This window comes from Allobosea sp. 47.2.35 (assembly GCF_024655635.1).
Taxonomy (GTDB): Bacteria; Pseudomonadota; Alphaproteobacteria; order Rhizobiales; family Beijerinckiaceae; genus Allobosea.
Genome location: NZ_JANLGI010000034.1, coordinates 1 through 19770, shown reverse-complemented (window position 1 = coordinate 19770; position 19770 = coordinate 1). Strand labels below are relative to the sequence as shown.

Sequence of the window (19770 nt, the reverse complement as noted above, 5' to 3'; positions counted from 1 at the left end):
TAAACCTGCCCTATGTTTTCGGCCACGCAGGTGCTCACGCATCGCCGGATTCAGCGACGATTAAATAAGATGTCTATAGGCCCATATTTCGATTGAACGAACAATGGCGCCTGAGGACGATCAGCATGATCCGGCAATCCCTATCCCGCCTCCTAATCTCAGCGAGCCTCTGCGTCGCGGCGACGGCGTCCTCGGCCTTTCCCGCTGCAGGGCTGCGCTTCCGCGACGACGATGCCGCGACCCAGGCCAAGACGCTGCAGCAGCGCTTTAAGCAGCTCGGCGCTGAGCCTGGCGCCGATGGGCCGGGCCAGGCCGCCCGCCTGTCGAGCGAGGTCTCGCGCGTGATCGGGCTGCTCGACCTGTCGCGTCCGGCGATCCCCAAAGCCGCGAATGTCTGTTCCGAGCTGCTCGGGCCCTGGTACTCGGCGGGACCACCCCTGCTCGACACCAACACGGCGCAGGTCGACGCCCGCATGCGTGGGGCACGTGGTTTGACTATCGGCTGCTGGAACGCCGTCAACGCGCATCTTCTGGCGAACAAGGACGTCATCGTCACCGGCATGCTCGGCTGGATCGCGACCTGGGCCGCGAAGGAGCCGATCGGCACGGCGAAGGGATGGTGCACCGGTTACGGCGCGCAGGACAACTGGTGGCCTCTGCGCAGCTTCTATCCCGACGAGCTGATCAATGCCGTCATCGCCGGCTGCACGGCCCGGGCGGAGGCGGTGCTGGCCAAGGTGGCCGAGGCTCGCATCCAGACCGCGATCGCGGCGGCCGAACAGACCGACCGGACGCTGGAGGCGATGGTCGCGGCCAAATGGCTGCCGATGCCGGATCTGCGCATCGGCGATGCCGCCTTGGCTCGCACGCTGAAGGAGCGTTATGAGGCGGCCGTCCTGCCGATCCGCCGTCAGGTGACCGACGAGATCGTCGAGAAGCTCGAGCAGGCCTATGGCAGCAAGGTCGTCGCCGACAAGCTGATCCGCACGGCCCGCCAGGCCTGCAACGAGGTCTGGTCGAAGACGCTGTTCTCCAGCCAGGACGATGGCATTCGCGCCATCGACACCTCCTGCAAGCGCATGGAAGCCGCCTTCGTTCAGCGCGCCTGCAAGGCTGCGCTCGACAAGGCCGGGATTGAGACGCTCGGTGGGCCGAAGCTGATGGGCGTGCCGCGCGCGAACGGAACGCTGGGGCCGGTCGACCACAACACCATGGTCTGCGCCGCCGCGATCGATGGCTTTGCCGTTACGACTACGTCCTCCTGGTTCGGCTCTCCCTCGATCACCATCGCGCCTGCTCGTGGCGGGCCGTCCGCGACCATGAAGCTGCGCAAGGCGACCCGCGAGGGCGGTGTCGAGATCTGGGCGATCGGCGACCTCGAAGGCAAGATCCCGCTGACCACCGCCTCGGATCTGGTCGGCTGCCTGGCGACGACCCTCGACCGCAACGATCCGACCCCGGTTGTCCGGAGCCTCGGCTTTGCGACCGGCGCGGTGGTGACGCTCGCCGATCTGATGAGCGGCAGCAGCCTGACCACCTTCGCCTGCCGCGAGGCCAAGCTGCGCTGGCTGGAGGGCGCATCATGATGCGCTCGACCATCCGTTTCATCGCCTTTGGAGCGATATCGCTTTGGATGCTGGCCGGCTCGGTGGTCGCCGAGACGACAGAGCACTATGCCGATCAGGACGGTGCGCTCGGTGCCGCGCGCGGGGCGGCAGCAATGGAGATCCGCGCGGCCCTGGCGGCGAAGACGCGAAGCTGCACGGGCATGGATTTCCAGCCCAGGCGCTGCTCGCTCGCCGACAACGCGGTCAGCGCTGATGTCTATTACGGCTCCGCCGCAGACCGGCGCTTCGCCTTCGTCGCCGTGCGCTGGCAATCGGACCCGACCGGCAACGCGGTCGAGGCGAAGGGTTTCGTCTTCGTCGCAGTCGACGGCTTGCCGTTTCGCCTGCTCGGCGAGACCGAACTAATCGGCGAGAGCGTCAGCGACGTCGTCTTCGAAGCACAGCGAATCACCTATGCGACGGCGTATCTGCGGCCAGGTGATTCTCGCAGTCAGCCGACGGGCATCAGGCGCTACGAGATTTCCCTCGAGGCAAACGGCATCGGTCCCACAACGATCCAGCGGACGGGCTTCGGCCAGACCGCCTCGGCTCAATCGCCACAGCAAGGCGACAACGCGCTTCAGCTCGTCAAACGGCTCTACGAGGCCGGGGAAGACTATGCGGCGATATTCGGCGGGAGCGCTGCCGCCAACCCCATGCTCTCTCCCGGCCTCGCCAGGCTCGTCCGTGAAGCCATGGCGCTGTCGCCGCGCTGCCCGATCTATGACGGCGATCCTCGCCTCGGCGGCACACAAGGCGCCGGCGGCCCGACGCGAATGCGTTACGAGTCCGACACCCGTCAGGATTCAACCGATCGACGCAAGATTATCGTCACCGCCGGGCAGGCCGAGGCGCCCGATGCCGTCTCGCGCACGCGCGTCGCTCTGATCCTGATACCGGAGGGCTGGCGCATCGACGATCTCGTGGCAGAAGGCACGGTGGGCTATAAAGCCATCCTGCATGCCGCCATCACGCGCTGCCGATGGAGAGGATGACGAAGTCGGCGACAGCAGGACAAATGGGCAGCGCCGTCGCCGGCGCCGCCCATCACGATGTTCGGGATCGTTCCCCGCCCGTCAGACGATCTCGCTCCAGTCGAAGTTCAACTTGTCGCGCGAATCGACCGGCAGCGACTTGACCCAGGCAGCATCCGCCGTGACGTGCCTGACGGCGGCCTGCATGTGCACGGGATCGCCGACCTCGCCGCGCAGGTTGATCAGCGCGACGATCTCGCGCTTGGTCGCGAGACTCAGCCTGTTGTGGACCGGCCAGATCATGACCTGCGCGGCGGCGAGGTAGCCGGCGATGCGCGCGCCGTCCGCCGCGACCATCAGCTCGGCGCTGTTCTCCGCGCCGCGCTGGGCGAGCGCGACCAGCCGGCCGCTGGTCTCGAACATCTTGCGGGCGCGCGCCAGCAGCCGATCGAGATCGGGCGCCGCCCTGGCGAAGCCCGCCCAGGCGGTGAGCTCGGCGTGGGCGAAGGTGGGCGGCCCGCCGCGCAGCTGCAGCCCGGCGACCAGGTCCCAGCGCGCGAGCGGCCAGGTCGAGAGGCCCTGGCTCGAGCCCTGCGGCATCGCGGGCGGGGGCGGCAGCATCAGCTCGGGGACACTGAAGGCGGCGCGTTTCCAGCGCAGGCGGCGCGCATGCGCCGCCTCCAGGCTTGCGACGTAGTCCGGCTCGTGCCGAGGATGCAGCGCACCGGTCTTCTCGGCGAGCGCCAGCTTCGCCTCCGCCTGGTCGAGGTCGTCGGCCGGCCAGACCGCGACGAGCGCCACGAGGGAGAGGCTCATGATCTGCAGGCCGGCGCAGGCGAGCTCGCCCTGCTCGTCTGCGAGCTCGCGGGCAAGGCTCACCCGAAACTCCTCGTTCTGGAGGGCCTTGGCGTGGCGCGCCGCCGCCTTCATGTCGATCGCCTGGCGGCGGAAGGCCACCAGTTCGTCGAGGCTCGGATCGTCGCTGCCGGCGATCGCCGTCACCAGCGTGATCGGGTCCTGCAGCGGGCCCGTGTCGTGCTCGCGCGGGAGCTGCCCGCCCAGCGGGGCGAGCGAGCGCCCGCTGCCCTGGTCATTCCTGGTCATGTCTTCGAACTTTCCGTTGGGGTTACGACCATTTGGCCGCACGTCCCCTCCGTTCCCGGAATCGAACGAGGCGCCCGACCAGGGCGCCTCTCCATCGTGATGGTCCGCGTTGTGGTTTCCCGGCCGCCCGTCAGACGATCGGGATCCAGTCGGGCTCGAGCTCGACCGTCGCCCCGAGCCTGAACACCTTGGCGATCCAGTTCGCCTCGGAGACGATGTGCCGGATCGCCGCCTGCTGATGCAGCGGATCGCGGCGACAGGCGCGCTCATTGACCAGTTCCACCAGCTTGAGCTTGGCCTCGGCATCCGCCGAATAGCGCATCGCCGGCCAGATCGCGGCCCGCGCCGCCGCGAGATAGGCGAGGATGCGAGCGCCCTCTGCCCCACGCCGAAGTTCGGACGCGTCTTCAGCCCGGCCGTCGGCCAACACATTGAGCCGGTCGGCGATCGCGATCATCCGCGTGAAGCGGTCGACACAGTCCGAGATCGTCGGATAGGCGTCGGTGAAGGCAGCCCATCGCGCGACCTGCACACCGTCGAGCGAGGCGTCGCCGCCCGCCAGCGGCACCGTGTCGACGAGGTCGAGGCGCGAGAGCGGCCAGTTGGCGAGACCCCGGCCGTCCGGCGAGGGCGGCGCGGGAGCCGGCGGCACGATCAGCTCGCCGACCGCGAAGGCGGCGCGGTGCAGCCTGATCCGGGCAGCATCTTCGACAGAGAGCATCGCCGCCATGCCGTACTCGGACTCGCCATTGCGCAGGCGCGTCTCCTGGGCGAGTGCCCGCTTGGCGTCGGCCTCTACGATGGTGTCGACCGGCCAGATCGCGACCATGGCGGTGCAGCTCAACGCCACGATCCTGAGCCCGATCCTGGCCAGCCGCGCCTCATTGGTCTGGTGGAGGCTGTAAGGCAGACGGTGCGCCTCGTCTTCGCAGCGCTTCGCCTCGCGGGCGAAGAGCGCGAGATCGGGCCGGCTGTCGCGGAAGGCGACGAGCTCGCCGAGCGAGGGATCGTCGCCGATCGCATCCGTGATCGCGGCCAGCGGATCGCGAATCTGGCCCAGAGGCCCACCGCCTCCATCCTGTCCATCGCTGGCCAGTGGCGCGAGGCCGCGATCCTGATTGTCCTTGGTCATCTTGGGAACCTGTTCATTGGGGTTACAGCCATCCGGCTGCGCTTTCCCCTTCTGTCCCCGGAATCGAAGAGGCGCCGTCACCGGCGCCTTCTCCGTGATCGACAATGTTTCGATCAGCTTCTCAGGCCGCGAATGCGAAGCTCTGGCTACGCTGCCCAAGCCAGCGCTCGATCGTATTGAGAAGGGCATGCCGGGCGAGATCGTCGACCGGCAGCGTCTGCCGCAACGTCGCGACCTCGGCGAGCGCCTTCGGCAGAGTGAGCCACGGGACGTCGGCTTTCGTCATGAGCCGATCGCGCAGCCAGGCCCGGCCTTTCTGCCAGGCGGGCGGCGACAGAGACCCAGGCGCCTCCATCAGCATGATCCGGTTGGCGAAGGCTTTCAGCCGCTCGTCAGCGAACTCAGCCGCGATCGCCGCACGATTTGCCCAGGGCGAGGAGTGCCAGCGGGCGCAGGCGCTAGCGTCGTCGTTCGAGAGGAAGCCGCCGGAATAGAGTGTCGCCTCGGGATAGGGCGACGGCTCGCGATCGGCGAAGCGGTTCGCCATCGCTGTGGCGAGGTTCGTCCGGAAGACGGCATGCTCGCGGATGCGTGCGGCGCGCTCGTGGTAGAGCGCAGGATCACGCTGATCCTCGGCCAGGGCGTGGCAGCCCTGCTCAAAGCCGACCAGGATCGGCTGGGCGTTGGTCTTGACCGTCCGGATCGGCCGGACACCCCGCTGCGAGAACAGCGCGATGAGATCCTCAGTAGGCAGGTCGACATAATCTGCCGGATCGACCGTGAGATCGACCGCCGCCCAGGAGGTCGCGACGGTCGGGTGCGGCGTCACGCCGACGACCGGCGTCAGCTTCGACACCCCGCCGAGCAGCAGGACGTCCCGGCTGGCGAGCAGCCGGCTCGGCACGCCCTTGTCGGCAAGGCCGAGCAGCGTCGCGACGGTGGTCGGCGCGACCTCGCGCAGATGACGCAATAGGCCCAGCGTCGCGTTTGTGTCGGCCATCGCATCATGAGCTTCGTCTTCCGACAGCGCGATGCCGTTGGCCCGGCAGACATCCCCAAGCCGGAAGCTCGGCTTGCTCGTCGCTACCAGAGGGATGGTGATGGCGCCGGGCTCGAGCATCGCCACCGCCCGCACCATCGTCAGCAGATCCGCGCGGCGATGGCCGTTCAGCGAGGTCGCGTAAGGCGGCATGAGATGCGTGAAGAAGGCGTGCCGGAGCATCTCCTCGTCGAAATTCAGCGTGTTGTATCCGATGATTGTCGCAGGCGCCCAGGCGTCCAACGCCCGCGCGACGATGCCGAGCATCTCGCAACAGGAGAGCGGCCCCTGCTCCAACTGTTCGGGACGGAGGTTAGTGGTCAGCAACGCTCCAGGCGCCGGCACGATATGGGCCGGCAGCCGGCAGCGCAGCGAGAGCTCGCCGAGCCGCTGCAGCTGCGCATCGGTGTGGAGCAGCGCCGCCTGCAGCGGCACGTTCCATTGCGGTTCGAGACCGGTCGTCTCAAGATCGTAGATCACGAAGGACATCGGTCTAGGTCCTCAGTGCCGGCTCGGTGAGCCGCCGGGCTCGACCGCGATCTTGCTGAGGCTGATGCCGAGCTCGCGGGCATCCTGCTGCATCGCCGCCTCGACCATCCACGACGTCCGCGTGCGGCGTATCTCGTCCTCGTCGAAGGCCATCGCCTCGTAGACCATGATCTTGGCCTCGAAGTGCTCGGTCTTGTGGGCGGGCGCTTCCGCCAGCAGGAATGCGAAGAGCCGAGCGGTCGCACGCGCACCTTCGGCCAGCTGCAAGGCGGTCAAACCAGCATGATCCGGACAGGAGACCTCAGCCTGCTGCTCCAGCAACAGCGAGTGGGCCATCGCCTCCTGCCAGAGCCAGTAGAAACGCTCCGGCTGATCCGTGATCATCCGGTAATTCCGCGCATACCGCGCCAGATGCTCAGCGCTCGGGCGAGCTTCGTCCCGGGCGGTGTCGCCGCCCGCGTTCATCGTCTTCATCCCAATATCCGTTCGGGCTGGTATGACCCGGAACGGCTTGTCGGCTCAGGTTCTCGGGGGTTCCCGAAATCGGGTTCCAGTCACCCTGCCTCTACCAAATATCGCACGGAGCGGAGTTCGCCCAAAGCGCAACTCTGGCCCTTTCCGGACATCTAGGATGTCTGCTTCCGGACGATTCACTTTGGCAAATGGCGCGCAGCATGGGCTGGCCCATTCCGGCCGTTGGCAAGGTCAGCTTCAGGCCCGTTTAATTCGGCAAGAGTGTGCAGCCCACGTTGGCTTTTGCCCGATTTGAAAGCTGAACAGCGAGAGCCACCAAATCGCCATCAGTCGCTGCTCAAGCAGATCATGCTGATCGAACACGGTCGCGGCCGCCGACTCTCGATGTCCATTCGTTATCGTAGTGGTACGAATACCGGGTGCCGCCGGGTCCGGTTAGCCGCCGATCGGATGCGAGCCTGACCGCGACACGTCGCGAATAGGGTCGCCCAGAAGCCGCAAGCCATTGAGGACGACAAGAACCGTCCCACCCTCATGGCCGAAGACTGCGAGCGGGAGGGGAAGATCAAAAAAGACAGCGCTGGTCACGAGAATCAGCATGGCCCCGATCGCGAACGTCAGGTTCTGGCGGATGATCCAAGCGGTGCGCCGCGAGAGCCTGTGCGCCGCCGCAAGCCGCCCCATATCCTCCGAAAGCAGCGCTACGTCGGCCGCCTGGAGGGCCACCTCGGACCCGGCCGCCCCCATGGCGATGCCGACATCGGCACGCGCCAAGGCCGCGGCATCGTTCACGCCGTCGCCGACGAACGCGATCTTGTCTCGCCTCGCTGCTTCGGCGACCAGTCTGACCTTGTCCTCAGGCAGCATCTCTGAGTGGATTTCTTCATCGCGGAGACCCAATTCCGCGCCGATCCGCAACGCCACCGGGCGCCTGTCACCCGTCATCATGAGGATCGTTTCGACGCCGCTCCGCCGCAACGCCTCGAGCGCAGCGGCGGAGGTTTCCCGCGGCATGTCCGCGACGCTGACAGCGCCGAGGACGCGGTTGCCACGGCCGAGATAGACCACGGTCTCCGCCGCGCTTTGAATTGCCTTCAGGGCCTCGTGGTCGACGGATGCGCCCATGGCTTCGGTCATGCGGCGGTTCCCCGCCCAGAGCGGACCGGCATCGTCTTCCCCCGCGATTCCCAAGCTGGGAAGCGCTTTGACATTCCGCACCTCGCGGATGGGCAATCCACGCTGCATGACTTCGCGCCGCAGGGCATTCGCGATGTGATGTTCGGATTGGGCTTCGAGGCTGGCCAGCGTCGACAGGAAATCGCTCTCGTTGCCGTCGAGGGTGACGACATCGGTGACGGTGGCTCTCCCAGCCGTCAACGTTCCGGTCTTGTCGAATGCGAATGTCTTGACGCCGGCCAAGGTCTCGATCGCCGCGCCGCCCTTGAAGAGGACGCCGCCGCGGGCCGCCGCCGAGAGAGCCGAAAGGATGGCGGCCGGCACGGAGATGACGATCGCGCAAGGACTGGCTGCCACGAGCATGGTCGCAGCACGATACAAAGCAATCTCCCAGCTGTTTCCGAGCCAGAGAAAGACGCCGAGCGCCGCGACGGATCCGACGAGCACCGCGACCGTGTATCGTTGTCCGAACCATGCGCTGAATCGTTCCGAGGGTGCCTTCGCCGCCTGCGCGTCCGTGACGAGCGCGATCATCCGGGCGACCGTGCTCTGCTCAAGCGTTTTCGTGACACGCACCTCCAGAACGCCGTCGAGATTGACCGTCGCCTCGAAAAGCGACTGGCCCGGCTCCTTGCCGACCGGCATCGACTCGCCGGTGATCGTAGATTCGTCGAGCGAGCCCCTGCCGGAGAGGACCACGCCGTCCGCAGGAACCCGTGACCCGGGGCGAAGGATCACGATGTCGTCGACATGAAGATCGGCCGCGGGCACTTCCTCGACCTCGCCATCGGCTGTCTTGCGGAACGCCGTTTCCGGCCGCAGGGCCATCAAAGCCTCGATGGCGCGCCGGGCACGACCCATCGCTCTCTCTTCGAGCGTCGTCGACAGGCTGAACAGCGTCAGCAGGACCGCGCCTTCAAGCGAGGCGCCGACGGCTGCCGCCGCGAGGGCTGCGACGATCATCAGAAGGTCGATGTCGAGGATGTTGTCGCGCCACAGTTCGCCCAGGGCGCGCCAGCCGGCCGGCATGCCCCCGGCCAGGTAGGCGAGGGTTGTGCCGGCAAGGAAGGCCAGCGAGCCGATCTGGTCAGCGAGAAGCCATTTGCCTGCGACCGCCAAGGCAAGGCCAGTCACCGTTGCCGCGGTCAACGCAACCGACAGATTCGATAGGAAACGCTTCAACTACCCCTCCAGTGCGCGATCAGTGCCAGTCGGCGTCGTGCATGGCATTTTTTAGAATAATTCTAATATATGAGGTGACTCCCGTTGCGCAACCGACGGGACAGTTTATCGCCCCCGGCGCGGGCGAATGCCGAAATCAAGCTGGCCAGCCGAACCGGAGCCCGGACGCCGAAGCCGGCCTCTTGCCATTTCGCGCGGGGGCATTGCGAGCCTGCCGCATACAGGCAGCGGCACCTTCGGGATGACCAGCCGAGCCGGAGCCTTTGGCCAACTGCAAAACGCGATTGCATCCGATCGCTATACATTATATTAATATATATTATGTATGGTTCTGAGAGGATGCCTGCGATGGCCAGCGTGAAGATCGACGACCGGCTGACGGTTGCCAGCCAGCCGCACCAGGAGGCGCTTGCCGCGCTGGCGGCCGCTGGCTTCGCCACAATCATCAACAACCGCCCCGACGGTGAAGAGCCCGGGCAACCCGGCAACGCTGCCGAGAAGGCAGTCCTGGAGCGGCCGGGCCTTGCCTATCACTTCATCCCCGTGACGGGGGCGACGATCACCGAAGCCGATATCCGCTCATTTCAGGAGGCGGTCTCCGGGGCGAAAGGGCCGGTCTACGCCCATTGCCGCAGCGGCACGCGGTCCCTGACTCTTCACGTGCTCGGCGAGGTGCTGGCGGGGCGGATGAAGCCCGGCGACGTCGAGGCCTTCGGCCGCGCCCACGGCTTCGATCTCTCAGGCGCGGTGCAGTGGCTCGCCCGCAATGCGGCCCGGGCGCCGCTGGTAAAGGGCTTCCACGAGCCGCGGACCGGCAGCGTCCAGTATGTCGTCGCCGATCCGACGACGATGCGCTGCGCGATCATCGATCCGGTCTATGAGTTCGATGAGAAGTCCGGAGCGACCGCCACGCATCAGGCCGACGAGATTCTCGCCTATGTGGCGCGCGAGGGGTTCACAGTCGAGTGGATCCTCGACACCCATCCCCACGCCGATCACTTCTCGGCCGCTCACTATCTCAAGCAGAAGACAGGCGCCCAGACGGCCATCGGCGCGCGCGTCACGGATGTCCAGAAGCTCTGGCAGGGCCTCTACAATTGGCCGGAGCTGGCGACCGACGGCTCGCAATGGGACCGGCTCTTCGCCGAGGGCGACAGCTTCAAGGTGGGTGAGCTTACCGGGCGCGCAATATCCTCGCCCGGCCACACCCTTGCCTCCGTGACTTACGTCATCGGCGATGCGGCCTTCGTGCACGACACGATCTTCATGCCGGATTCCGGCACGGCGCGAGCGGATTTCCCGGGCGGCAGCGCAAAGGCTCTTTGGGCATCGATCCAGGCGATCCTGACCCTGCCGGACGATACGCGCCTGTTCACAGGGCACGACTACGAGCCCGGCGGCCGCGCCGCCAAATGGGAGAGCACGGTGGGAGAGCAGAAGCGCGCAAACCCGCATATCGCCGGCATGACGGAGGAGCGTTTCGTCGCACTGCGGGAGGCGCGCGACCGCACTCTGCCGATGCCGAAGCTGATGCTGCATGCGCTCCAGGTGAACATCCGCGGAGGTCGGCTGCCGGAGCCTGAAGCCAACGGCAGGCGCTATCTCAAATTCCCGCTCGATGCGCTCGCGGGGGCTGCGTGGTGATGGACGCCAAGACGACGCACGCCAAGACGGTCCACGCCATGCCTCCGGCCGAGATGGAGGCGCGTGCTGGCGAGGTCGCCGCCCTGCTCAAGACGTTGTCGCACCCGGCCCGTCTGAGGCTTGCCTGCGCCCTTGCCGAGGGCGAATACGCCGTCGGCGAACTTGAGGAGCGCCTGGGCATCCGTCAGCCGACGCTGTCGCAACAGCTCGGCGCTCTGCGAGATGCAGGCGTCGTCACCACGCGCCGCGACGCCAAGCAGATCTTCTACCGCCTGAGCGAAGAGAAGGCCGCGCGTCTGATCGAAGCCCTTTACGCCATCTTCTGCGAACCGGAGCAGCACTCATGAGTGCCTATTGGCCTTCCCTGTTCGGCGGCATGTTGCTCGGCCTCTCGGCCGTCGCGCTGCTGCTGCTCGACGGGCGGATCGCCGGCATCAGCGGCATCGTTGGCCGCTTACTCGGCGGTGTGCAGATCCCGCTGAATGCGGCTTTCGTCATCGGGCTCCTAAGCGGCCCGCCGCTCTACATGCTGGCCTTCGGGAGCTTCCCGGCCGTGACCATCGCCACCTCCGGCACACTGGTCGTCGTGGCCGGGCTCGCCGTCGGCATCGGCACGCGCATGAGCTCGGGCTGTACTTCGGGCCACGGCATCCTCGGCCTCGCCCGCTTTTCGAAACGTTCCTTCGCTGCGACCGTGACTTTCCTCCTCGCAGGGGTCGCGGTGGCGACGCTGATGGAGTTCCTGCGGTGAACCGTCTCGCATCCCTACGTATCGTCGTGGCGCTCTTGGCCGGCGCTCTCTTCGGCTTCGGCCTGTCGCTCTCCGGAATGCTCGATCCGGCGCGCGTGATCGGCTTCCTCAACCTCGCCAGCGGGCACTGGGACCCGAGCCTGTCCTTCGTGCTCGGCGGTGCGGTGCTCGTGGCGGTGCCAGGCGTCATGCTGCAACGCCGTCTGCGGCGCCCCTTGCTCGACGACAGCTTTCACCTGCCGGAGAAGGCGGAGATCGATGGGCGGCTGCTGGCCGGCTCGGCGTTATTCGGAGCCGGATGGGGGCTCGCCGGCTTCTGCCCGGGCCCCGCGGTCTCAGGCCTCTTGATGGGGCTCGTCCCGGTCTTCCTGTTCGTCGCGGCGATGGCAGCAGGGATGATGCTGCATGACCGTGTGATCTCGGGAATGCTGCCGCGATGACCTCGACCCTGGTTCCCGCGCTCGCTTCCGGCGGCCTCGTCGGCTTTAGCCTCGGCCTGGTCGGCGGCGGCGGCTCGGCGTCGCCAGCCCGCATGCCGCGATCGGCACCGGTGCGCTGGCGGTTTCGATCAATGCCTATGCCAACTTGCTCGCCCATGCCCGGAAGGGTCATTTGCGCTGGCTCTGCGCGGCCGTCTTCGCGGCTATCGGTTCGTTCGGCGCCCTTCTTGGTTCCAGCCTTGGCCTCGTCATCGACGGAGCGCGCCTTCTGCTGCTCTTCGGCGCACGGATGGTCGTGTCGGGCTGATTATGCTGCGGCCGCGCGGTATCGGCCGCGGCGGCGAGCGGTCGGTCGATCGGCGCATGTGTGCGCTCACGGCCGCTACGGCACTGGCGAAGGGCGGGGCCTCCGGCTTCTTCGGCATCGGTGGCGGATTCCTCATCGTGCCGGCGCTGATCTTCGCCATCGGCTGGTCGCTGCTCGCGGTCGCACTTTCGGGTTGGCGACGGCCCTGAACTACGCCCGCAGCGGCCGGGTCGACTGGGTCGTCGCAGCGCAGTTCATCTCGGGCGGCGTTCTGGGCGGCATTCTCGGCATGCTGCATGCGACGCGTCTCTCCGCGGGCAAGGCCACGCTGAACCGGGTCTTCGCCGCGCTCATCCTGACCGTCGCGGCCTTTGTGATCATGAAGAACCTACGGGCGGTGATTGGCGAAATGTAGCCACGGATTCCGACCCTACGGCACGCTCTAATCCAAGGTTCCAATTTCCCCTTTCGAGACGACCATATTGGAGGGGCTGCGCCTAGTGCTGCAAGTAGATATTCCCGCTGAAAGCCGACATCGTCGAGCAGGTTGATGATGACATTGTGCGCCCTCTACAGGCCGTTCGAAAAGAACGCTGAAGGAAAGTTTGGGCCTGATCGTGCCGCCATCGATAGCTGCCAGGCAGTTCCTGCCAACCGCCTAATGTCTGGAGTTGGCGTATGTCGTCATCAAGACTCAGTCGCGATCCGAATGTTACCGGGACGACCCATTGTTACCGCCATGGAGACATGCGAGACAGAGCTCCATCTTTGAATATAAAATGGTGGAACAGCGCCGCACCGGCATGAGCGAGGGCCAAGGCCACGAGGCAGTTAGCCGCGAGCTCGTGCCAGCCATTGATCGAGCGGCGCGAAGCGCGGTCGTCTGCGGCTAATGCGGGGATCTGGACAAGGCCAAACAGGTCCCAGCCACGCGCACAGACATTTGCAAGCCCCAGGATGAGGGTCGTCGCAACAAGCGCATAAAGAAGGGCGTGAACGGCATGCTCTATAGCTCGCAAGATGCCGGAATTCACCGATGCGGGTCTGGACCCTTTCGTCAGGCGCCAAAGGAGCCGACTAGCATAGACGACGATGAGCAGGCCTCCGAGCGCGATATGGACGGACCACATAGCGTGCCGCCACTCCCTGGGCAGGACCGCTTCACTCTGAGCCATGAGCCACAGCAGCGTTATGAGGACCGCGGTCAACCAGTGAAAGCGGATGCTGATGTTGTCGTAGCGGACCGGGTTTTGGACGGAAGCCATCGTTCTATCCTTCTGCAGTTCAAGCGCCACCGATCAGGATGCCCGTGGCCAGGACGAGAAGGCCGCCGAGAATGATCTGGAACATGGCGCGTCCGATGGGCGTCTCCATGTAGCGGTTCTGGATCCAGACGATCGCCCAGAGTTCGACGAAAACGACGCAGAGGGCGATGGTCGTCGCTGTCCAGAAATGCGGGATGAGATAGGGCAGCGCGTGCCCTAGCCCGCCGAGCGCCGTCATGACGCCTGAGGCTAGCCCTCGTTTCCACGGGGCCCCGCGTCCCGACAGCTTGCCGTCGTCATGGGCCGCTTCGGTGAAGCCCATCGATATGCCTGCGCCGATCGACGCCGACAGCCCGATCAGAAACGTCGTCCAGGAGTTCTGCGTCGCGAAAGCCGTCGCGAAAATGGGCGCCAGCGTCGAAACCGAGCCGTCCATCAAGCCTGCCAGCCCCGGCTGGACCCAGGTCAGGACGAACTGGCGCTTCGCGGTCTCTTCTTCCTGCCGGCCCTCGTCGCCGGTTGACAATCCCTCTTCAAGCGCAACCGCGCGGCGCTCATGCGCCGCCTCGGCAACCGCGAGGTCTCCGAGAAGCTTGCGCGTCGCTGCGTCCGTGCTGCGCGAGGCGGCGAGCCGATAGAACGTCTCGGCCTGTCGTTCCATGTCCGCCGCCTCGGCGCGCGCGCGCTCCAGCGGCAAGGTCTTCGCTAGCCAGAGAGGCCGCCGCGCATAGAAGCCTTCGACATGCTCGCGCCTGATCGGAACAAGCGTTGGTCCGAACTTGCTCACATAGAGATCAAGCAGGGTGCGGCGATGCTCGTCTTCCTCGGCAGCCATCGTGTCGAACATCGCCGCCGAAGTTGGATAGGCCTCGCGCAGGTTCGCCGCGTAGGCCGCATAAATCCGCCCATCCTCCTCTTCCGACAGAATGGCGAGCGCCAGGATTTCCTGCGGGTCCAGATCGTCGAACCGGCGGCGGCTGGAGCGGAATATCGGGAAAAGAGATGGCATTGTGCTAGCACCGAGTTTAACGCCAGCTCTTTAGAATCTCTCTAAATTATAATCCAGCCCCTTTCCTTCGACTGCGGCCAGCCATCGCCACCCGCCTGAGCGCCTACGGAGGTTGTCATGGGCCGGTCGCATGAGGCCAGTTGCGTCGGTCGAGCCAGAGCCCGGCAACGAGCACGACATTGAGTAGCGCGAGGGACAGTAGCGCGCCGAACATCGGTCCCGAGCCTATGCGATCGAGCAGCAAGGCGCCTGCGGTCGGTGCGATCGCTTGTGCGATGAGGCTCGGCCGCGCCAGCCTTCCGATCGCCGCCGCGTAGCGCTGAGGGCCGAACTGGGCCAGCGGGAGCGTACCCTTAGCAATCGAGAAAACGCCGTTGCCTGCCCCGTAGAGGATGATCGCAAGCCCGATCGGGCCGACATCGAGTGCCATCAGTCCCAATCCGAGGGCAATCAGCCCAAGCGCGGCACGCATGGTCCAGAGCGGATGATGCCGGCCTCCGCCAGCCATCTCGATCACCCGTCCGCCGACCTGCGCGGGACCGACAAGTGCGCCCAGAGCCACGGCCGCCGCGAGACCATTTCCTTGTCCTTGGAGCAACGTCAGCAGGTGAACGCCGACGATGGCGCCGATCGCACCACCGATGACGACGATGCCGGAGAGAAGTTGGAAAGCGCGACGCTCCGCCGGGAGCAGGTTCGATGCCGCCCCGGAAGTCCCCGTCGTCAGCGTTGGCAGCTCCGGCGGGACGCGCGGCAGGATCGTCAACATGAGCGGAAGCGAGATCAGAAGCTGGATGGCTGCATAGACGAAGCAGGTTCCTCGCCATCCGAGATGCGCAACGAGGTAGGCCGACAACGGCCAGCACACGGTGCTGGCGAATCCGCCCCATAGGGTCAGCATCGTGATCGCCGACCGCGCAGCGCCGCCGTAAAGACGCCCAAGCGTCGAGAACGCCGCATCGTACAGACCTGCGGCCATCCCCGCCCCGAGAACGATCCAGCCGAACACGAATACCGGCAGATTCGGGGCGATGCCCAGGGTGAATTGCCCGGCGGCCAGGAGGATTGCCGCCGCCGCCAGAACCGGTCGCCCGCCCGTCTCGCCGATGGCGCGGCCGACATAGGGCGCAACGGCGCCCGCCGTTAGCAGGCCGACCGAAAGCGCGCCGACGATCCAGGGCAACGGCCATCCCGTATCGGCAGCGATGGGGGCCGCGAGAACCGCCGGGAGATAGTAGGAGGAACCCCAGGCGAGGATTTGAACCACGCCCAGAGCCGAGATCACCGTCAGCCGGTTTCGATCAGTCACGCGACCTTGCCGCAGCAGGAGGAGGTCGTTACGGGTTCCGGGAGCTTGGCGGGGCCGCAACCGCAGCCGGCCTGACCATCGGCCTTCGCACGGGCGTCATCGGCGCAACAGGCCGCGACGGGGTCCGGCGCGGGGCCACCACAGCATAACGACGCGCCTACTGGCGCTGTCGTGCACACGCCCGTCTCCGGGAGAACCAGTTTGATGTCGTCTGCCGCCACCATGTCACCGGCGATGGCGGCGACGACCGATCTGACCTGTTCGAAGCCCGTGAGCATCAGGAAGGTCGGCGCACGCCCGTAGCTCTTGATCCCGACCGTGTAGAAGTCCGGCTCGTGATGCGACAGTTCGCGATGTCCATGCGGCGGTACCGACCCGCAGGAATGCAGGTTGGGATCGATCATCGGCCCGAGCATGCGGGTGCTCTCGAGCCAGGGATCCAGCTCGACGCGAAGCTCTCGGGTCAGGCTGAGATCCGGGCGCTGTCCCGTGCAGGCGACGATCCGGTCAACCGGGCCGACCGTGCGACCTCCTTCCGGTGTCTCGCCGTGGACCAGCAGGCTTCCACCTTCCTGCCGGAAGCCTGCAAGGGCGAAGCCGCGGACGAGTTCGATCAAGCCGCTATCGACAACCTGACGCAGCCGCGTCCCGAGGTCGCCGCGCCCGGCGAGCTGATCATTCGCGCCACCGCCATAGACCCGGGACAGGTCGCGCCCGCGCGTCACCCAGATCGCTTTCGTTGCGCCGTCCTGCTCGGCCAACTCGGTAAGGTCGAGCAGGACGTTCGCGGCGGAATGCCCGGCGCCGAGCACGAGCGTCGTGCGTCCCGCATACGTCTCGCGGTGGGCATCGAGCACGTCCGGGATACCGTAGGCGATCCGCTCCGCATACGCCTCCTCCCCATCGACGGGCATGCCGCCCGCCCCAGCCGGGTTTGGAGTGGTCCAGGTTCCAGAAGCGTCGATGACTGCGCGGGCCAGCACGCGGCGCGTGCCCCCGTCCCGGTCGCGAATGATGAGCTGGAACGGGTGAAGTTCGCGATCCCGGCTCACCACCTTGTCGATGCCGCGGCGCCCGATCGCCATGACGTGGGCGCCGTATTCGATGACCGGGGCGAGCTCGGGCGTTCCCGCCAAGGGAGCGAGGTAGCGATCGACCAGTTCGTGTCCCGTCGGATAGCCCTGCTTGTCCGGCTCGGCCCAACCCGCGGCCTCGAGCAGCTTTCTGCTCGCCGGGTCCACGTTGAACTCCCACGGCGAGAATAGGCGAACATGGCCCCAGTCGCAGATGTTGGCGCCGACGGATTCCCCGGCTTCGTAGACCTTCACGGCCATTCGGCGCGCGATGAGATTGGCCGCGGCGGCAAGGCCGACGGGACCAGCGCCGATCACGACGACGGGAAGCTCATTCATCGCGGCATCCTCCGCTCCTGCTGGAATCATGGAATTACAAGGCAAATCAAAAACCGCTCAGGCGGCCTTCCCGGATGATGCGGAACAGGCTTCTTCGATGCAGCATTCGTCGGAAAGAAAGCCGAGCAGCGCATCCATCGCCGGGTAGACAGCACGACAGATCAGCGTCGTCGCCTGCCGCTCTTGCGAGACGAGGCCGTTGCGGATCAGGCGCTGAAGGTGGTGGGACAACGTCGAGGCCGGAATACCGAGACGCTCCTGCACCTGCGCGACCGGAAGGCCGTCATGCCCGGCACGGACGAGAACCCGATAGACCTCTAGACGCGTCTGGTTGCCGAGTGCCTCAAGCTGCGCCGCTGCTGTTTCGATATCCATGGAAATATAAATTCCATACCGTCAGTGGACGGTCAAGCGCTATTTCCATGATCACCGAATTATTCTGGGGCTTGAACCTTCCGGACGCCGTTACCGCGCTCGTACCAGCCCTTCGATCGGTTCACGATCCAGACGACGGTGAGCATAACCGGGACCTCGATCAGCACGCCGACAACGGTCGCGAGCGCCGCTCCGGAGTGAAAACCGAACAGGCTGATCGCGGCGGCGACGGCAAGTTCGAAGAAGTTTGAGGCGCCGATCAGGGCAGACGGCCCCGCGACGCAATGCTGCTCGCCCGCGACCCGGTTCAGGACGTAGGCCAGCCCGGCATTCAGGTAGACCTGGATCAGGATCGGCACCGCCAGGAGCGCGATCACCATCGGCTGGGCGAGGATCTGCTCGCCCTGGAAGCCGAAGAGCAGGACGAGGGTGGCGAGCAGGGCCACGAGCGAAACAGGTCCCAGTCGGCCGAGCAGTCGATCGAGCGCAGCCTGCCCGCCCTTCGCCAGAACGCGGCTGCGGACGAGTTGCGCGACGATCACGGGAATGACGATGTAGAGGACGACCGAGAGTACGAGCGTTCCCCATGGCACGGTGATCGCGGACAGGCCGAGCAGCAGGCCGACAATCGGGGCGAAGGCGACGACCATGATGGCGTCATTTAGTGCGACCTGGCTGAGCGTGAAGTGCGGCTCGCCCTTCGTCAGATTCGACCAGACGAAGACCATCGCGGTGCAGGGCGCCGCCGCCAGGATGATGAGCCCGGCGATGTAGCTGTCGATCTGGTCAGCGGGCAGCCACGGCCGGAACAGCCAGGCGATGAAGATCCACCCCAGTGCCGCCATCGAGAAAGGCTTCACCGCCCAGTTGATGAACAGGGTCACGCCAATCCCGCGCCAGTGCTTGCCGACCTGACTCAGCGCGGCGAAGTCGATCTTCAGCAGCATGGGGATGACCATCAGCCAGATCAGCACGGCGACGGGCAGATTGACCTTGGCGATCTCGGCGGCGCCGACTGCCTGGAAGACGCCGGGCATGACATGGCCCAGTGCGATGCCGACCACGATGCACAGTCCGACCCAGACGGTCAGATAACGTTCGAAAGTGGACATGCTGACCTCAGGCGAGAGCTGCGGGCCGACCGGCCGCGTCGACGACGAGTTCGCCGTCCTCCTTGCGAAACTCGCCGCGTTGCGGCGGCAGGAGCGACAGAACGGCTTCGGATGGGCGGCAGAGCTTCACGCCTTTCGGAGAGACCACTAGCGGTCGGTTCATCAGGATCGGGTGCGCCTCGATGGCGTCGAAGAGAGATTCGTCGCTCATGCTCGGATCGCCGAGGCCGAGTTCGGCGAAAGGCGCGCCCTTCTCGCGGAGGATTTCCCGGACGCTCATGCCGGCGCGATCGAGAAGCTGCTTCAGCAAGGTGCGGTTGGGCGGGGTCTTGAGATATTCGATGATGTGCGGCTCGACCCCAGCGTTACGGATCAGCCCGAGCGTGTTCCGCGAGGTTCCGCAGGCTGGGTTGTGATAGATGATTACGTCGATCGGCTCAGACATTGGCGGTTGCCTTCGGTTGGCAGCACGGGCTCAGTTCGGCCATCAGCGGTGCGCAGATCTCTGGTCGCCCGCCGCAGCAATCCTTGAGCAGGAAGGCGACAACTGACCTTAGGGCATTGAGATCGGCTCGATAGACGATTGAGCGGCTGAACCTCTCTGAGCGTATGAGGCCAGCCCGGCTGAGGATGCCGAGATGCGATGACATCGTGTTGTGGGGGACGTCGAGGCGCCGCGCGATCTCGCCTGCCGCCAATCCCTCCGGCTCGGCGCTCACAAGAATGCGGAATACATCGAGCCGCGTGCTCTGCGCCAAGGCTGCCAGCGCGAGGATGATCTGTTCATTTTCCATATGTCGAGACTTATCGAAATATTTCTAGCGGCGCAAGTGAAGGCATCCTCGCTCATAGCTGCGAGGTCGAGTTTCGGGGGCTGAACGTCTGCTTCCTGAAGGTGGCTGAATGTCAGCTGATGTGAAGGGTTTCGGATGCTGGCCCGTGCGAGCGGGTTTGGACCGGGCTGAGGGC

19 protein-coding genes and 1 pseudogene are annotated in these 19770 nt (G+C 65.9%); 7 read left to right on the top strand and 13 right to left on the bottom strand.

Going from position 1 to position 19770, the window contains the following annotated elements:
• Positions 1-125: 125 nt before the first annotated feature.
• Entirely contained in the window at positions 126-1586 is a 1461-nt protein-coding gene (locus tag NUV79_RS23925) for a hypothetical protein (protein ID WP_257735578.1), read from the top strand.
• Positions 1586-2602, top strand: coding sequence for a hypothetical protein (locus NUV79_RS23920; RefSeq protein ID WP_257735577.1), 1017 nt, complete (start codon positions 1586-1588; stop codon positions 2600-2602). Before NUV79_RS23925 ends, NUV79_RS23920 begins: the two co-directional genes overlap by 1 nt.
• Before the next feature lie 81 nt (positions 2603-2683).
• Here the strand turns inward: NUV79_RS23920 and NUV79_RS23915 are convergent, their stop codons facing one another.
• The 5 genes from NUV79_RS23915 to NUV79_RS23895 all read right to left on the bottom strand — a co-directional run bounded on the left by NUV79_RS23915 (position 2684) and on the right by NUV79_RS23895 (position 9177).
• Positions 2684-3685 (bottom strand): hypothetical protein, encoded by a 1002-nt coding sequence (locus NUV79_RS23915; protein WP_257735576.1) that lies wholly within the window; start codon positions 3683-3685, stop codon positions 2684-2686.
• Between the two features lie 130 nt (positions 3686-3815).
• Positions 3816-4817: a hypothetical protein gene (locus NUV79_RS23910; RefSeq protein ID WP_257735575.1), complete on the bottom strand. Its 1002-nt coding sequence runs from the start codon at positions 4815-4817 to the stop codon at positions 3816-3818.
• A gap of 121 nt (positions 4818-4938) precedes the next feature.
• Complete coding sequence (locus tag NUV79_RS23905) at positions 4939-6345, bottom strand: exonuclease domain-containing protein (RefSeq protein WP_257735574.1); 1407 nt, start codon at positions 6343-6345, stop codon at positions 4939-4941.
• A 12-nt stretch (positions 6346-6357) separates the two neighbouring features.
• Positions 6358-6810 carry a hypothetical protein gene (locus NUV79_RS23900; protein WP_257735573.1) on the bottom strand — a complete coding sequence of 151 codons (453 nt, stop codon included), beginning with the start codon at positions 6808-6810 and terminating at the stop codon, positions 6358-6360.
• A 444-nt stretch (positions 6811-7254) separates the two neighbouring features.
• On the bottom strand, positions 7255-9177 hold the full coding sequence (locus NUV79_RS23895; protein ID WP_257735572.1) for a heavy metal translocating P-type ATPase: 1923 nt from the start codon (positions 9175-9177) through the stop codon (positions 7255-7257).
• Positions 9178-9525: 348 nt separating this feature from the next.
• Between NUV79_RS23895 and blh the strand changes: the two genes are divergently transcribed.
• From blh to NUV79_RS23870, 5 genes and pseudogenes are all read left to right on the top strand, one after another.
• On the top strand, positions 9526-10821 hold the full coding sequence (blh, locus tag NUV79_RS23890; RefSeq protein WP_257735571.1) for a bifunctional sulfur transferase/dioxygenase Blh: 1296 nt from the start codon (positions 9526-9528) through the stop codon (positions 10819-10821).
• Entirely contained in the window at positions 10821-11168 is a 348-nt protein-coding gene (gene bigR, locus NUV79_RS23885; RefSeq protein ID WP_257735570.1) for a sulfite-sensing transcriptional repressor BigR, read from the top strand. Before blh ends, bigR begins: the two co-directional genes overlap by 1 nt.
• On the top strand, positions 11165-11572 hold the full coding sequence (locus tag NUV79_RS23880; protein ID WP_257735569.1) for a YeeE/YedE family protein: 408 nt from the start codon (positions 11165-11167) through the stop codon (positions 11570-11572). Before bigR ends, NUV79_RS23880 begins: the two co-directional genes overlap by 4 nt.
• Entirely contained in the window at positions 11569-12012 is a 444-nt protein-coding gene (locus NUV79_RS23875) for a YeeE/YedE family protein (protein ID WP_257735568.1), read from the top strand. The genes NUV79_RS23880 and NUV79_RS23875 overlap by 4 nt, the downstream gene beginning before the upstream one ends.
• Positions 12009-12734 (top strand): annotated as a pseudogene (locus NUV79_RS23870) (sulfite exporter TauE/SafE family protein). The gene NUV79_RS23875 and the pseudogene NUV79_RS23870 overlap by 4 nt, the downstream one beginning before the upstream one ends.
• A gap of 316 nt (positions 12735-13050) precedes the next feature.
• On the opposite strand, the gene NUV79_RS23865 reads toward NUV79_RS23870, so the two are convergent.
• The 8 genes from NUV79_RS23865 to NUV79_RS23830 form a co-directional block, all read right to left on the bottom strand.
• Positions 13051-13584 (bottom strand): cytochrome b, encoded by a 534-nt coding sequence (locus tag NUV79_RS23865; protein ID WP_257735567.1) that lies wholly within the window; start codon positions 13582-13584, stop codon positions 13051-13053.
• Positions 13585-13603: 19 nt separating this feature from the next.
• On the bottom strand, positions 13604-14593 hold the full coding sequence (mbfA, locus tag NUV79_RS23860) for an iron exporter MbfA (RefSeq protein ID WP_257735566.1): 990 nt from the start codon (positions 14591-14593) through the stop codon (positions 13604-13606).
• Positions 14594-14708: 115 nt separating this feature from the next.
• A complete protein-coding gene (locus tag NUV79_RS23855; RefSeq protein WP_257735565.1) occupies positions 14709-15902 on the bottom strand; it encodes an MFS transporter in 1194 nt (397 codons plus the stop codon).
• A complete protein-coding gene (locus NUV79_RS23850; RefSeq protein WP_257735564.1) occupies positions 15899-17314 on the bottom strand; it encodes an NAD(P)-binding protein in 1416 nt (471 codons plus the stop codon). Before NUV79_RS23850 ends, NUV79_RS23855 begins: the two co-directional genes overlap by 4 nt.
• A 57-nt stretch (positions 17315-17371) precedes the next feature.
• Positions 17372-17689 carry an ArsR/SmtB family transcription factor gene (locus NUV79_RS23845; protein WP_257735563.1) on the bottom strand — a complete coding sequence of 106 codons (318 nt, stop codon included), beginning with the start codon at positions 17687-17689 and terminating at the stop codon, positions 17372-17374.
• A 59-nt stretch (positions 17690-17748) separates the two neighbouring features.
• Positions 17749-18801: an ACR3 family arsenite efflux transporter gene (gene arsB, locus NUV79_RS23840; RefSeq protein ID WP_257735562.1), complete on the bottom strand. Its 1053-nt coding sequence runs from the start codon at positions 18799-18801 to the stop codon at positions 17749-17751.
• A 7-nt stretch (positions 18802-18808) separates the two neighbouring features.
• Positions 18809-19234 (bottom strand): arsenate reductase (glutaredoxin), encoded by a 426-nt coding sequence (gene arsC, locus NUV79_RS23835; RefSeq protein WP_257735587.1) that lies wholly within the window; start codon positions 19232-19234, stop codon positions 18809-18811.
• 4 nt (positions 19235-19238) lie between these two features.
• Positions 19239-19595 (bottom strand): ArsR/SmtB family transcription factor, encoded by a 357-nt coding sequence (locus NUV79_RS23830; protein ID WP_257735561.1) that lies wholly within the window; start codon positions 19593-19595, stop codon positions 19239-19241.
• Between the last annotated feature and the right edge of the window lie 175 nt (positions 19596-19770).